7 protein-coding genes are annotated in these 15250 nt (G+C 46.4%); all 7 read right to left on the bottom strand.

Features of this window, described 5'->3' with window-relative positions:
* Positions 1 to 799: 799 nt before the first annotated feature.
* Positions 800 to 6487: a X2-like carbohydrate binding domain-containing protein gene (locus AB4Z17_RS25215; protein ID WP_441962808.1), complete on the bottom strand. Its 5688-nt coding sequence runs from the start codon at positions 6485 to 6487 to the stop codon at positions 800 to 802.
* Positions 6488 to 6563: 76 nt separating this feature from the next.
* Positions 6564 to 8237: an extracellular solute-binding protein gene (locus AB4Z17_RS25210; RefSeq protein ID WP_076270350.1), complete on the bottom strand. Its 1674-nt coding sequence runs from the start codon at positions 8235 to 8237 to the stop codon at positions 6564 to 6566.
* 107 nt (positions 8238 to 8344) lie between these two features.
* The gene (locus AB4Z17_RS25205; protein ID WP_441962806.1) at positions 8345 to 9265 is read right to left on the bottom strand and encodes a carbohydrate ABC transporter permease; all 921 of its coding nucleotides are present in this window, start codon (positions 9263 to 9265) and stop codon (positions 8345 to 8347) included.
* A gap of 15 nt (positions 9266 to 9280) precedes the next feature.
* Complete coding sequence (locus tag AB4Z17_RS25200; protein ID WP_441962810.1) at positions 9281 to 10135, bottom strand: ABC transporter permease; 855 nt, start codon at positions 10133 to 10135, stop codon at positions 9281 to 9283.
* Positions 10136 to 10476: 341 nt separating this feature from the next.
* Entirely contained in the window at positions 10477 to 12117 is a 1641-nt protein-coding gene (locus AB4Z17_RS25195) for an extracellular solute-binding protein (protein ID WP_441962804.1), read from the bottom strand.
* Positions 12118 to 12153: 36 nt separating this feature from the next.
* Positions 12154 to 14454, bottom strand: coding sequence for an AraC family transcriptional regulator (locus AB4Z17_RS25190; RefSeq protein ID WP_441962802.1), 2301 nt, complete (start codon positions 14452 to 14454; stop codon positions 12154 to 12156).
* Positions 14455 to 14619: 165 nt separating this feature from the next.
* A partial coding sequence (locus AB4Z17_RS25185) for a glycosyl hydrolase family 95 catalytic domain-containing protein (RefSeq protein ID WP_441962800.1) occupies positions 14620 to 15250 on the bottom strand: 631 nt, incomplete at its 5' end.

Genomic DNA, 15250 nt, shown 5'->3' with positions numbered 1-15250 from the left:
CTTACAGACAACAAACCTATTGTTTTCTCTCGCTGTAAGAACCTATGCGTGCTTACAGCTCCATTTCCACCTCGAACAAACGCTGCCGTAACTATGTAAGCGCATATTTGTTCTTACAGACAACAAACCTAGCCTTTTCTCTCGCTGTAAGAACCAATGCGTGCTTACAGCTCCATTTCCACCTCGAACAAACGCCGCCGCAACTCTGTAAGCGCATATTTGTTCTTAAAGACGACAAACCTCACCTTTTCTCTCGCTGTAAGAACCTATGCGTGCTTACAGCTCCATTTCCCGCTCGAACAAACCCTGTCGCTGCTCTGTAAGCAAATATTTGTTCTTACAGACAACAAACCTAGCTTTTTCTCTCGCTGTAAGAACCTATGCGTGCTTACTGCTCCATTTCCACCTCGAACAAACGCCGCCTCAACTCTGTAAGCGCATATTTGTTCTTACAGACAACAAACCTAGCCTTTTCTCTCGCTGTAAGAACCTATGCGTGCTTACTGCTCCATTTCCACCTCGAACAAATGCTGCCGCAACTCTGTAAGCGCATATTTGTTCTTACAGACAACAAACCTAGCCTTTTCTCTCGCTTTAAGAACCTATGCGTGCTTACAGCTCCATTTCCCACCTCAATCGCCTACCATTTATTTAAGCAAACATAAAATAGACCAAAACAGAAAAATGGCGGCACTGGAATCGGTTCCTGTGTCGCCATTTTTTCAATATTCATATGGTTTTTAATTAAATCCAAATATCTCTTCAGCGAGTTTAACTCTTTTTGGACACCCTCTTTCTGCTAGTTAACCGATGCCGCTAAAATATCGCCATAAGCCCAGTGCTTGCTAGCAACATCCTTCCATGGGGATGGTGTTACGCCGACTAGTTTGCCTCTGCCCAGCATTTTGTTGATCATGCTGACTGCTTCAGCACGTGTCAGCGCGTTATTAGGCTTAAAGCTTCCATCCGCATAACCATTAGTGATTCCAGCGGCTTGCACATTTAGAATAGCTGCCTTCGCCCAATGAGTCGAAATATCGGTAAATCCTGCTCCAGTCTTTGGTGCAGCACCGATAAGTGTGGATATAAGCTTCGCCATTTCAGCGCGTGTCATTGCTTTTTCAGCACCAAACGTTCCATCTTCATACCCTTGCATTAAGCCCATTTTTGTTACTTTCGAAATCGCATCCTTCGCCCAATTGCCTGCGAGAACATCATTATAAGGAATGTCCGCCGCAGTTGCTTCCTGCTTCACGATTCTTGACAGAATAACCGCCATCTCAGCACGAGTAATCTTATTTTCCGGCCTAAATGTACCATCCCCATAACCATTCATATAAGCGGCACCCAAGCTAGAATCGGCTAAGCCTTCCACATGGACGAGTGAAAAAAGACTGAATTTGTCGACTGTGAATTGAAGGCCCATCTCGCCCTTGTCGTTAAACGGTACGATAATGCCCTTCAGCAGCTGCTTTGTTCCATCGCTGTGCTCGATATATACAGCCAGGTCCTTCCGGTCTGCTTCGCTCAGCGTCACATCCTTCAAAGGCAAAATGAGGGTTACATTGCCTTTTGGCATATTTGTTTCAATGCTCATCGGACGGCCTATTATAGATGCCTCTTTATTTCCTGCAACGATCCTTAACATCGCTTCTTTATTCGCTCGACCCGCAATTTCCTGCTTCTTTGCTGCCTCCGAAACCGGTGTTAAACGAATGAACAGATCCTCCAGTGATGACTGAAGCAAGCCGCTAGCCACCATTATCTTAACGTTTTCTGTCGATATTCCTAAATCAATTTTTGCATCTGCGAACACTTTATTTGCTTCCTTCGGTAGAGTGACAGAAGTTAGCATTACCTCATCCTTCGTATCAGGAATCGTGATATTAACCAATTTGTGTCCCGCTGCTGTGACGCTGTCTACAGCTTTTTGCGCTTGATCAACAGTAATCGGCACATCATCCAATTTCTTGCCATCCGCTTGTGTCGTACGCGTGATTACAACCTTAGCGGCATTTTCAACATCAATCGTGATGAGCTCCTTAGCTGGAGCACTCGTGATTATAGGTGCCGATGTTGGTGTTATCGATGGCGTTGCCGACGGCGTTGCTGACGGTGTTGCTGTTGCTGTTGGTGTTGCTGACGGCGTTGCTGACGGTGTTGCTGTTGCTGTTGGTGTTGCCGTTGGTGTTGCCGTTGGCGTTGCTGACGGTGATGCTGTTGCCGTTGGTGTTGCTGACGGTGTTGCTGTTGCCGTTGGTGTTGCTGACGGTGTTGCTGTTGCCGTTGGTGTTGCTGACGGCGTTGCCGATGGCGCTGTTGTTGGCGTCGCCGATGGCAACGTCGCCGCATTCACCTCAAACTTCACACCATCCACCAACATATACTCGCCGGATTTTTTAACCGCCTTAATCGTATGAACGCCATTTGCTAGCCCAGATATGWTGTACACCGCTTGCTGGGTCAGTCTGCTCGCATGATGCGCGCTTACCGTTTCTTTAAATACATCGTCAACGTAAATGTCTATGTCACCTTGAGAAGCTGACTTCGGCGCAATTAATGTTATGCCGGTTCCAGTGAATGAATATTCAACATAATCGCCATCCGTTTCCGTCGTGTGCAGGTCATTTTGATAATCGCCTTTGTAGGAAATGGCTAAGCTCAACACTCCATCCGGCTGTGCGGCAAGATATTCTTTTTTAACTGTAATCACACTACCCGATATCGTGTAATCACTGCCCGCCGCAAGCGTTGCAGCGCCATTCGTCACACCAAGTAGATTGCTGCCATCAATACTAAGCGTTGTCGTTACATCGGCTTGTGCCGTCTTGTCAAAGCTTGCAGCATCCGGACTAATCATATCTGCAATTCTAAACTGTAATTGGTCTAACAGCATATAATACCCGGATTTCTTAACGACCTTAATTTTATGTGTTCCTTCAGACAATCCCTCAATACTATAAACCGTCTGCCTAATTTGCCGGTTAGTATTGTACGTGCTGATCGTTTGCTTAAACACGTCATCCACATAAACTTCGATATCCCCTTGCGAGGAATCTTTCTCCGTTACGATCTCAATGCCTGTTCCCTCAAACCCATATTCAAAATAATCGTTGTTCGCCTCCGTGTAATGGACATCATCCTTGTAATCGCCTAATCCACGATTTCTGCCATGCTGCCATGCACCCTTATAAGAGATTCCGCTATCATCATTATTAATAGATACATAGCGGCCTCTAGACGTATCGCTTACTGCGATAGCCAGTATTTGCGCAGCTCCACCGCTAAAAGACAACGTCAGATTGGTCATTCCATTTGGCTTGGCCGCAAGGAATTCCTTCTTAATCGTAAGCTGGTCGCCTGACAACTGATAATCGACGCCTGCCTGCAAAGCCGCCGCACCATCAGCAATACCGCTCAAGCTGTTTCCGTTAAAGGTAAGCTTCGTCCAAATATCTGCTTGTGCATTCGCTCTTTTGTCGAAGCTTAATGCACTTGGAACCATTGTGCTGTTCTGTCCTGTCGTATCGCTTACTGCGATGGATAAAGTCTGTGCCATTCCGTGATCAAAGCTAAAGCTTAGACTCACCATGCCGAGCGGCAATGAAGCCAGATACGCTTTATTAATCGTGACTGTATCGTCCAAAACGATATAATCGCTGCCTGCCGCCAACGTCGTTATGCCATTCGAAATACCGACAAGCGTATTTCCATTCAGCGTTAACGTTGTTGCGATATCTGCTTGCATATCTGCCTTCTTATTGAAGCTAGCTGTGACTGGGTTAATTGTGCTGTTTGCAGCAGATGAATCACTTACAGCAATCGCTAACGTCTGCGTCGCTCCGCCATCAAAGGTAAAGATCAAGCTCGCAGTCCCAAGAGGCTGTGCCGCCAAATATTCCTTTTTAAGCGTCACCACATTGCCATCAACCGTATAATCCGTGCCCGCTATCAAGGCTCCTGAACCATCTGTAATACTGCTTAGGCTGCTTCCATTAACTGTTGTCGAAAGAGTAAAATCAGCCTGCTCCCCATCAGCCTTATCAAACATTCCACTGCTCGCGCTAATTAAATCCGGCACACTAATTCTCAGCTTATCAAGCAGCAGGAAGTAACCAGACTTCTTCACTGCTTTAAGCGTGTGGGTTCCGTTAGTGAGCCCAATTATGTTGAATACAGGCTGCTGTGCCAGCCTTCCGATGTTGTAGGTGCTGATCGTTCGCTGGAATACGTTGTCCACATAGATGTCAATTTCACCTTGTGAAGGGTCCAGTTCGGTAATAAATTCAATGCCCGTTCCCGTAAACGTATACTCAAAATAATCGTTGTTGTTCGCCTCCGCATAATGCACATCATCCATATAATCGCCAAGTCCGCGGTTATAGCTGCGGTTCCAGCCGCCTGTATAGACAATAGAAGGATGATCATCATTGATAGAAATCGAGCCGCCTAGAGATGTATCCCTTACGACTAAGGAAACATGCTGCTCCGCTCCTGCACTGAATGAGAAGGTTAAAGCCGTCGTTCCCATAGGAAGCCCCGCTAGATACTCCTTCTTAATCGTCAGCTGGCTTCCCGAAACGGTGTAGTCCGTGCCAATTGCCAAAGCGTTTCCTTCATGCGCAGCGCCCGTTAATTCATTGCCGTTTAACGAGGCCGTAAGCGTAATATCAGCTTGATTGGACAGCTTCTTATCAAAACTCACTGTTGCAGGAGTAACCCTGCTATCTCTTATTGTCGTGTCGGTTACGGTTATGGCAAAGGTCTGTGATGCCCCGCCGCTAAACGCAAATGTTAAATTCGTGATGCCTGCCTGTCTTGCTGCTAGGTACTCTTTTTTAATCGTAACGGTATCACCTGATATGGTGTAATCCGTACCAGACACCAGTACCGTTCCATTGTTAGTGATACTATTCAGTGTATTTCCGTTCAGCGTCATTACCGTCGCAGCATCAGCCTGCTCCGAAGTCTTCTTATTAAAGCTTGCCGCAGATGGGCTAATGCTGCTGTTTTGCGCTGTGTTATCCCTTACATCAATAATGAGATTTTGCTTGTCTCCGACTAGTTCCTTCCCGCCGCCACGAACCCAATGGCCCGAATATTTCATTCCGGTATCGTCGTCATTAGCAGCTGCTGTTCCATCCTGTGCCACTACCTTGAATAGACGCGAAGCATGGGAAGCCAAATTTTCATCACTGTATCCAGTCGCAAATGAGCCCAAATCCTCATGGCTCCACAGATCACGGACAGTGGCTGGACCGGTAATGCCAATATCACTCCAATTCACGTTAACCGTCACAGCAGAGCTTCCAAGATTAAAGAGCCCAACCGTATAGCTTCCATCCCCGTTATTCGCATACCACACCTGCTGCTCCGTCGCTGTCGATACAGGATGCCCCGGCCTGCCAGCCTGATTGACCGCGATTACTTCTTCATTCGTCAACAGCTCGATGCCGTAATCGTCCAAATTTGTCATGTCATTGCCGATGTATAATTGCGCCGATGAAATCGCCCAGAACGACATCGCCGTCATCCGCTCGTCCTTCGTGATGCCGTCCATTGTTCCATTTCCGATATTCAATGAATCAAAGTCATTCCAGCCGCCTGGACCTGCATGACGCCAGAACTGTTCTGCTTTCGGGAATAACCTAGCGATATTAGGCCAAGCCGTTAAACCTCCGTTGCCGCAGTAGCATTCGATGTCCCAGTCCACACGCCATCCGTTTGCATACTGCTTCCAGTAATCGATGTATTTGATATCAAGCGCCCAGGAAAGCTCCAGCCAAATTTGGTGGGGAGCCAGCGCCTGCGACCAAGCCTTTACATCGTCACGCGCATCCAGCGAAAGGTCAGAAATGCCTGAGCCTGGCGTCACGCTGTCAAATTTCAAAAAGTCGATGCCCCATTCTCCATAAAGGTCGGCAATTGAATTTATGTAGCTCTGCGCGCATGGCTGGCTGAAATCTATTTTGTAGCCAAGCCCCCAATAATCCGACTCCTGAATCGGCTGAGCCGCGATGTCCTTCATTGAGCAGCCGGGAGCGCCATAGATCGGCAGATCCTGATCATACGCTTGCGGCGATAAACCTGGAATGCCATACAAGCCGATCTTTTGCCCATTCGCRTGGACGTAATCAATCACCTCTTGAAAGCCATTTGGATATAAAGTTGTACTCGGGATTGGCCGCCCATACTCGTCCATTCCGCCATTCCATGCCGCATCGATATTAATATACTCGTAGCCATAAGGCTGGAGCTTCTCATGCATTGCATCCGATTGAGCTTTAATATTGTCTGCGTTAATCCACTGCCCATTGCCCGTATAAACCTGCAAGCTGTAGCTGCTCCAGCCCATATATGGCTTCGCAGCTAATCCATTATTCGCCGCCTCCGCAACATCTGTTTTTGGTATCACGATTCCCAGCTGCGCTGTAATCATCACAACGATTAGCAGCCACAAGCGTGATTTCTTCATTATTTGCGTCATTATTTAGCTCCTTTGTTTACGAAATARGATCAGGCTTTTATCTCGCAATAAAGAACCTGATCCTTTGATATCACTATTATTTAAATGATTGGTCGTATGCTTTTTGCAAAATTTCGAGATAACGATCGATCTTCAGATCCTTGAGTCCCTTCACGTAACCGTCCCAATCCTTCTCCAGCGATTTGTTTCCGGTAATGAATTGAAGCGCATTTTGCTCAATAAATGACTTAATGTTTGTTTGCAAAATGCTTGCCTCATCGATTTCCGCTGAATCAATCCAAATTGCCCACAATGGGAAAAGCTCCTTCGGCTCGTGGCCTTGGTACAGAAGCGTCGCTTGGTACAATCTGCGCTCATAGTTGGCGGAATCATAAATATCCGTACCTTGAACCCAGCTGTCTCGGTATTCCCTTGGCATGTAGAAGTGAGCCGTTCCGCTCCAGCCTGCATTACGAGGGGCTTCGCCTTCAACCGCAGGAATCGTTGCTACCTTCGGGGTAACGCCTTCTCCAAGCGCTACCTCGCCTTCCTTCGGCTTTCTCCAGTCGATGCCTTCCATGCCGGAAGCGCCGTTCGTTTGTCCTTCTTCTGTAAACATGTAATCCACCAATTTAATAAGCGCAATCTTTTGTTCTTCAGATGCTTTATTTGTGATTACAAATTTTGCTCCCGGCGCAACGCCGCCGCCATCATGAGTCGCGAACGAGCCATGTGGTCCTGTAAGCGGAGGTACGGGGTTGTAATCAGCTGAGTTTTTGTTGCCTACATCGATGTTTACGAAGATAGCAGGATGCATGCCGGCGCCAGCGCCCAAAATTTGAGCATCGCCATTTTCGCCAATCTTTTTGAAAGCTTCCGCGTTTTGGGCAAAGGCACCCGGATCGATTAAGCCTTCATCGTATAACGATTTAATATACGTTAAGCCTTCTCTCCATTCCGGCTTAAGCGCAGCCGACTCAACTTTACCGTTGGTTAGATTCAAGTAATTGCGGTCATCGTCATAGACAAAACCATTCATGAGGAATGGAATGACGCGTACGCCAAAGTCCTCAATTGAACCGCTGAGCGGCACTTCATCGGCAATGCCATTGCCGTTTGGATCTTGTGTTTTGAATGCTTTCAATACAGCTTTAAACTCTTCAGGCGTTTTTGGCATTTCCAGCTGCAATTTATCCAGCCATTTCGTATTCAACCACATTTTGTTCGGATACGAGCAGTGGAAGCACTGGCTGTAAGCGACAAGTCCGTAAATATTGCCATCGGGTGCCGTGTTGAACGCTCTTAAGTCAGAGTTATTTTCCATAGCTGCTTTAATGTTTGGCGCATATTGCTCGATCAGATCGTTCAGAGGCACCAGCACCCCTTGCTTTCCGTACTTCACAACATCAGCCTGCGTGAATTGATCAATATAGCCAGGAAGCATATACGCATCCGGGTAATCCCCGCTCGCTAATGAAATTTGACGTTTTTCCTTCGCGCCATCCGGAGGTGTCGTTTCAAATTTAAGTTTTATGTTGAATTTTTCTTCTACAAATTTGGTGAATTTATTCGTTGCCATATCGATATTCGGCTCTTGTACCGCAAAAATCGTAATTTCAACCGGTGCGGTTGCTCCCGTCTCTTCCGATTGTGCCTTTGGCGTATTTGTTGCCTTATTCGTGTTGGAAGTTCCTTTATTATTCGAGCACGCGGCAAGCACCAAGCTGATCATCAGCATGATTGCGAGCAAACTTACGAGTCTCTTTTTCAAATGTATCGCTCCCTTTTTCGATTTGTGCCATACTTTTGCATTGCAATCACACTACAAATGAACCACCTCCTCTCATGCAAACCAGCGCAGTTTCTGCCTCTTTCCGGTTAGCCTTTGACTGAGCCAACAAGCATCCCTTGTACGAAATAACGCTGTACGAAAGGATAAATAATAAGAACTGGCAGCGTAGCTACTACGATCAGCGAATATTTAAGCAGCTCTGACAGCTGCTGCCTTTCCACTTGCTTCAAGGCATCCGTTACGCTTGCGCTGTTGTTCATAATGATGATGCTCCTCAGAACGAGCTGAAGCGGAAACAGCTTCGCTGATTTGAGATAGATTAAGGCATCGAAGTAGGCATTCCATTGACCTACGCCGTACATTAGGAAAAGCACCGCAAGAATGGGCTTGGATAACGGAATAACCACGCTTCGCATAAATCTGATGTCGCTGCAGCCATCGATCTCGCTTGCTTCAAACAATTCGTCTGGAATGGACGACTGGAAGAAGGAGCGTGCAATAATCACCTGCCATACCCAAACCGCATTCGGAATGAGCAGCGCCCAACGCGAATCGATCATGCCAAACTCCTTCACCACCATGTACGTCGGAATCAAACCGCCGCTGAAGAGCATGGTGAACGTAATGAGCATCATAATGACGCTGCGGCCAAAAAAGGATTTACGCGACATCGGATACGCAATCATGACCGTAAGCGCTACGCTGATCAACGTTCCTGCTGCGGTATAAAATAGCGAGTTCCCGTACCCACTCATAATTTCCGGCGTATCGAATAGAACCTTAAAGCCCTTAAAGGAAATATCAACGGGCCACAGCCAAACACGGCCGGAAGTAACGGCTGCCGGGCTGCTGATCGAGCTGCTGATAATATAAATGAGCGGATAAATAACCGCGATCAACACAACCGCCAATATGACATAAATAATGAACAAAAAAATCTTATCGCCTGTTGAATCCTTAATCGTTTGTCTGATTGGTGCCTGCGATGCTATCTTCGTTGATGCCATAGGCGCACTCCCCTTTTACCAAATGCTTGATTTCATAAACCGTTTGGCCAAACCGTTAACCGTGAACAGCAGCAAGAGATTGATGAATGAATTAAACAAGCCTACCGCTGTAGCGAAGCTGTAATTGGCATTTAAGAGCCCAATTTTGTACACGTATGTGGCGATTATTTCGGAATTAACGATATTGAGCTGATTTTGCAGCAAATAGATTTTCTCGAAGCCAATCGCCATTACGCTTCCTACATTTAAAATGAGAATGATCGTAATGGTCGGCAAAATACCCGGCAAATCAACGTGGACGATTTTCTGAAATCTCGAAGCGCCATCCACTTTGGCAGCCTCATAAAGCGTAGGATCGATGCCCGCAAGCGCCGCCAAATAAATGACCGCGGAATAACCAGCCGTCTGCCAAATATCCGACCAAACAAAGATCGATCGGAACATGCTGGCTTCACCAAGGAAGTTGACCGATTCCATTCCGAAGTAGTTCAAAGCCACATTCACAAAGCCAAGCCGCGGCGCCAGAAACATCATAATGATCGATACCATAACGACTGTAGATATGAAATAAGGAGCGAAGGTGACCAGCTGTACAAGCCGTTTGAAACGGCCATTTCGCACTTCATTAAGCATCAATGCCAAAATAATTGGAATCGGAAACCCCGCGAGCAATAAATAACCGCTGACGTATATGGTGTTCTTGACCAGCGTCCAGAACATCGGATTTTCAAAGAAAAGCCTAAAGTTTTTGAGCCCGACCCATTCGCTGCCCCAAATGCCTTTGATGACGTTGTAATCCTTAAAGGCAAGCACCGCATTCAGCATCGGGTAATATTTAAAAATAAGAAAAAACAACACAGGCGGTATAATGATAAGGTACAGCTGCCAATGCTTCTTGAAGCTTCTGCTCGCTTCGTCAACAAGGCTGCGCTTGCTCTTTTGCTTCAACAGCTTGTTATTCAGTACAATCTCTTTTTCCAGAACAATCCCCCCTAGGTAGCTAATGGCCGATGAAATGACAGCGCTTTCTATACGATGATCATAGTAGAAATCCACATTATTCAAACAGGTACATTTGCGTCTTTTAACGTACAATAACCCCTGTTTTCAGGGGGCAAATCGCCGCAGCGGCGTACAATTTTCAGGATTGCTGCTTATAAACGCCAAAAAAACCCGACTGCTCGAGCAATCGGGTTTTTGCTTATGCATTTCTAGTGCATAGGTTTGTTTTGGTCATATGCTTTTTGCATGATTTCAATAAAACGATCAACCTGCATATTCTCCAGTCCGCTTACGTAAGTATCCCAATCCCTATCCAAATCCAAGTTGCCGGTAATAAATTGAAGCATGCTTTGATCGATGTAATTCATCAAGTTTGTGCTCAGCATCCCCACTTCATCCGCTTGTGCCGAATCAAGCCAAATGTTCCACACCGGAAACATTTCGTCAGGCTCATGTCCCTCATACAGCAGTGTCGCTTCAATAAGCCTTCGCTCATAGCCGTCGGGCGCGTATATGTCTTTGCTTGCGACCCAGCTGTCTCGATAATCTCTTGGCATATAGAAATGCGCCATCCCGCTCCAGCCGGTGTTCTTTTGCTCTGTGCTTTCGATGGGGATCAGCGTTGCAAATTTGGGCTCCAGCCCTTCACCAAGCGCCGCCTCACCAGCCACCGGCTTTCGCCAGCCTATGCCTTCAAGACCCGATTGCGCTAGGGTTTGTCCTTCCGGCGTGTACATGTAGTCAACCATTCGAATTAAGGCAATCTGCGCTTCTTTGCTCGCTTTATTCGTAATGACAAATTTAGCTCCCGGCGATATTCCGCCGCTGGCAAAAGTAGCATAGGAAGCATACGGACCCGCAAGCGGCGGCAGCGGTGCATAATCCTTCGTTCGCTCACTCACGAAGATAGCAGGATGCATGGCTGCAGCTGCGCCGAGAATGTCGGCATTTGCATTGTCTCCAGCTTTTTTTAGCGCCTCGGCATTTTGAATAAAGGCTCCCGGATCAATTAAGCCCTCGTCATAAAGTGACTTAATATAGGCAATCCCTTCCTTCCATTGCGGCTTATTGGCCGCTGTATCCACCTTCCCATTATTCATATATAAATAATTGCGGTCGTCATCATAAATGAAGCCATTCATCAAATAAGGAACAATATGAACGCCAAAATCTTCCGTCGAGCCGCTCAACGGAACTTCATCCAATAAACCATTTCCGTTCGGGTCGTTTTGCTTGAACGCTCTCAGCATCTCTTTGAATTCGTCTGTCGTTTTTGGCATATCAAGCCCTAATCGCTGAAGCCACTTCGTGTTTACCCACATTTTGTTTGGATAGGAGCAGTGGAAGCATTCACTATAAGCAACAAGCCCATAAATATTGCCATCAGGAGCCGTATTCAAAGCTTTTAGCTTCGGATTTTTCTCCATCGCGGTTTTAATGTTCGGCGCATATTGCTCTATGAGCTCATTTAACGGCAGAAATACGCTTTGCTTGCCATACTTCAACAAGTCGGATTGTGTGAACTGGTCAATGTAGGCCGTTAAAATATAAGCATCAGGAAAATCGCCGCTTGCAAGTGATATTTGCCGTTTCTCCTTCGCGCCGTCCATCGAAATAATGTCCCAATTAAATTTGACATTAAATTTATTTTCAAGCAGCATCGTAAAATCATTTGTTTTCAAATCGATGCTGGTATCCTGCTGGGCGAAAACATTAATCTCGACCGGCTTGTCTATGGAAGCAAGCGAGGCTGCATCCGTATGAGCTGGCTCATTGCTTTGCGAGCATGCGGCAAGCAGTAAAACTACAAGAAGCATAAGCGCAGATAGGCCTGCGATTCTTTTCTTCATTCAAACCCTCTCCTTATCGGTAACTGCGCTGAACGCCTACACTTCGATCGATTGTCGATATGAGCTTGGCGCAACGCCCATGACTCGCTTAAAGGCTCTGCGGAACGAATGAGAGCTGTTGTACCCGACGCGAGCAGCGATTTCATCAACAGTATAAGCGTTCGTCCGTAATAAGGAGGAAGCCTGCTCTATACGAATCATCTCCAAATAGTCAGAGACATTTATATCCGTAACCTCTTTAAACAATTGTGAAATGTATTTCTCCGGCCGCTCCACCCGCTCTGCAATGCGGTATAAGGTCATCTCAGAGTCGCCATAAGCCTCAGCAATAAACTGCTTAATTTCCTCGACGGTTTGAATATGAACATGATTTTTTTTACTGTTGATGACGCTGCATAATGCTTCTACAATACCGATGATCTCCTCCTGAATAGCCGCCATTGGATTAGAAGCTTGAATGCCGATGATTTGATTTTTCAACGCATGCAGCAAATCAGATTCCATGAACGTTTTCTGGTCCAGCAGCTTAAGCAGCGTACCCTTCAGCTCGCCGATCAGCTGCTGCTTCATCTCGATAGAAAGCTGCTTATTTTCCATATTAATATTCATAACCGAATGTACCATCCGCTTTGCCTCATCCGAATCTCCCGCACGAATAGTGCTAATCAAACGCTGCTCAATGTCCATTGGATAATAATATGTCGCTGTTTCAAGCCTAGAGTCCGTAAACCATACGAAGCTCTTTTTGCTGTTAAACTCGGCATATTCGATCGTTTGTTTCGCTTGCTCATAGGAATGGCTGACGTCAAGAATAGTCGTGAACGCATCTCCGAATGCTGCAGTGACCGAAATCTTATACTCCCTATAGGCGATATCCGACAGCTTCTCAAGAATATGACTCATTCGCAGCTTAGCTGCTTCGACTCCATACTCCCCTTCCATGGTCGTTATAATCGTCACAATTCGATCCGAGCCAAGATCCGTCATATGCAGCTGGCTGTCCAGATCGATTAACGCCTTTTTCAAAATKAGTCTTGCTGCATACAGCTCGTTCAGTATTTCTACGTTGTCCATGCCGGAGTATCCATTAATCTGCAAAATACCGACATATCCCTCATTCGTATCAAACCTCGTATCCGCCTGTACAGCCGCTGCCGTAATTTCCTCAGTGGTGTGAAACTCCCCAGCAATTAATCGTTTCAAGAAACCATCTCTAACTAAAGGAAGCTGACGTTTTAATTCCGTCTCCAGGTGGCGATTGCTCGTAATGATGCTCGATATGTTTCCCTGCAAAAAATCATATTCGTTTCGGCCCGTGATGCCATCCTTGCCGAACTGCTCCTTCATCACCGTAAGCAGCCTATTCATTGGTGCGCTGTTTCGGTAGGACAGGAGCAGACCAGCCAGCAGGCCGAGCAGCAAAGCGATGCCTGTCACCAGCCAAGTAATATGTTTAATTTGATTTGCGTTTTCCATCAGCACCTGCTTTGGAATTCCCGCTCGGTAGGTCCAACCATTTTTTTCGGAATGAATCGTAATGACGAGATCATTATTATAAAATTGACTAACTTTGTCTTGGATGAGGCGTGAATCCGAAGACAGCAGCTTGGCATTTTCCTCGCTAATTCCGCGCAGTCCAACTGTATTCCCTTGCGCATCGCTAATATGAGCCCAGCCGCCGTAACGATCCTCTACTCCCGCGAGCAGGCTGGATATGTTTTCTTCATCAATCATGACGACCACAGTGGCAGGTGATGAGCCGCTAAAGCTGTCCAAAGGGAGCGACTGCATATACGTAACGACGGAGGATTGTTTGGCATTGCTGGTAAAGGAGCTGAGAGGCATAATTTCACTTCGGTGAGTTTTGTCCAGTACTGTTTCCTTCCATTCCGCGAGCGTAAGATCGTTATAATGAAAGTTCTGATAATAATGTTCGGGACGGAAATAGGCGGAGCCCTGCGTAAAAATCACATCATAGTTATTTAAGTAGATAAAATAGTTTTGCAAAAAATCATTTGTCTGGCTAAACGGCGTTACCTGTCTCACCATGCTCCAAATGCCATAAACGTTGACGATGTCGCCTTTTTTCTGCTCATTCATTAATTTATTTAAATCAGGATTCAAAGCGAGCTGCCTTGTGAAGCCCTCAACCTCAACCATCCTTCTCTCCAAAATATCCTGGCTCCGCTGCAGCAATGTGACGCTATTCTCAATGGAAATGGATTGTGTCACCGAGATTGAAGTACGATAGGAAACGTAGCCCGCTATGCTTGGAATGACCAAAATAATAAGATATGATATGAGAAATTTACGAAAAATAGTTGAATACTTTGGCACGGTCAACCCACCTCTCTTGATTGTTAGCGCTTTCATAACATAGGCAGTACAGAAGCCTAGAAGCAACGAAAGAGCTTCGCTCATTTATAATAACTTACTGACGCGAAAAGACAACTACTATTAAAAACAAGTAGTTGTCTTATTCACTAACTAGGCACTTTCCGTTTAAGCTTCTTGCTGTACTAGAGCTTTCAAGTCTTTATCGAATCGATAGACGCGGCCAGGCATCAAAGAGACTTGCACTTCTTGCTCACCGAATCTTACGACCGTTTCCCCTGCAGAGTAAGCTTGAATCGTTGCTTCAGTCAGCACGCCATTTTCCCACGAGACATCAACCTCTACATTTCCTTTGGCACGCAGTCCTTTGTATGACCCTTTGTTCCAGACAGCCGGAAGCGCTGGAAGCAGGTGAATTTCGCCCGGCTGGCTCTGAAGGAGCAGATCCGCTACCGCCGCGGTTCCGCCATAATTGCCGTCGATGACAAAAATATTCGTCTCCGCTCCGGCTACACCCGCCTTGGAATAGGTCAGCATATTATCGAAGCACAGCTCTCCAATTAAATGAGTGATATGCTTTAGCGCGCGATCTCCTTCGTACAATCTGGAGAAGCCGGTGGCGAACAGTACCGCTGTAAATTCAATATCCTCCAGCTCATCGGTCTGCATCCGGCTAATCAACGTTTGCTTAGCGGCAGCACTCAGCTCCGGCGTCTTCCGCGGCGTTATTTGATTGCTCGGGTATAAGCCAAATAGATGAGCAAGGTGGCGATGCTCCGGCTGCGCCTCTTCATAATCC

It is taken from the genome of Paenibacillus sp. TAF43_2, assembly GCF_052113545.1.
GTDB lineage: Bacteria > Bacillota > Bacilli > Paenibacillales > Paenibacillaceae > Pristimantibacillus.
This window is presented reverse-complemented; position numbering and strand designations above follow the sequence as displayed.

Bases quoted from the DNA above. Each gene is read 5' to 3' on its own strand.
- AB4Z17_RS25195 (WP_441962804.1), bottom strand. From the start codon at position 12,117: ATGAAGAAAAGAATCGCAGGCCTATCTGCGCTTATGCTTCTTGTAGTT.
- AB4Z17_RS25205 (WP_441962806.1), bottom strand. From the start codon at position 9,265: ATGGCATCAACGAAGATAGCATCGCAGGCACCAATCAGACAAACGATT.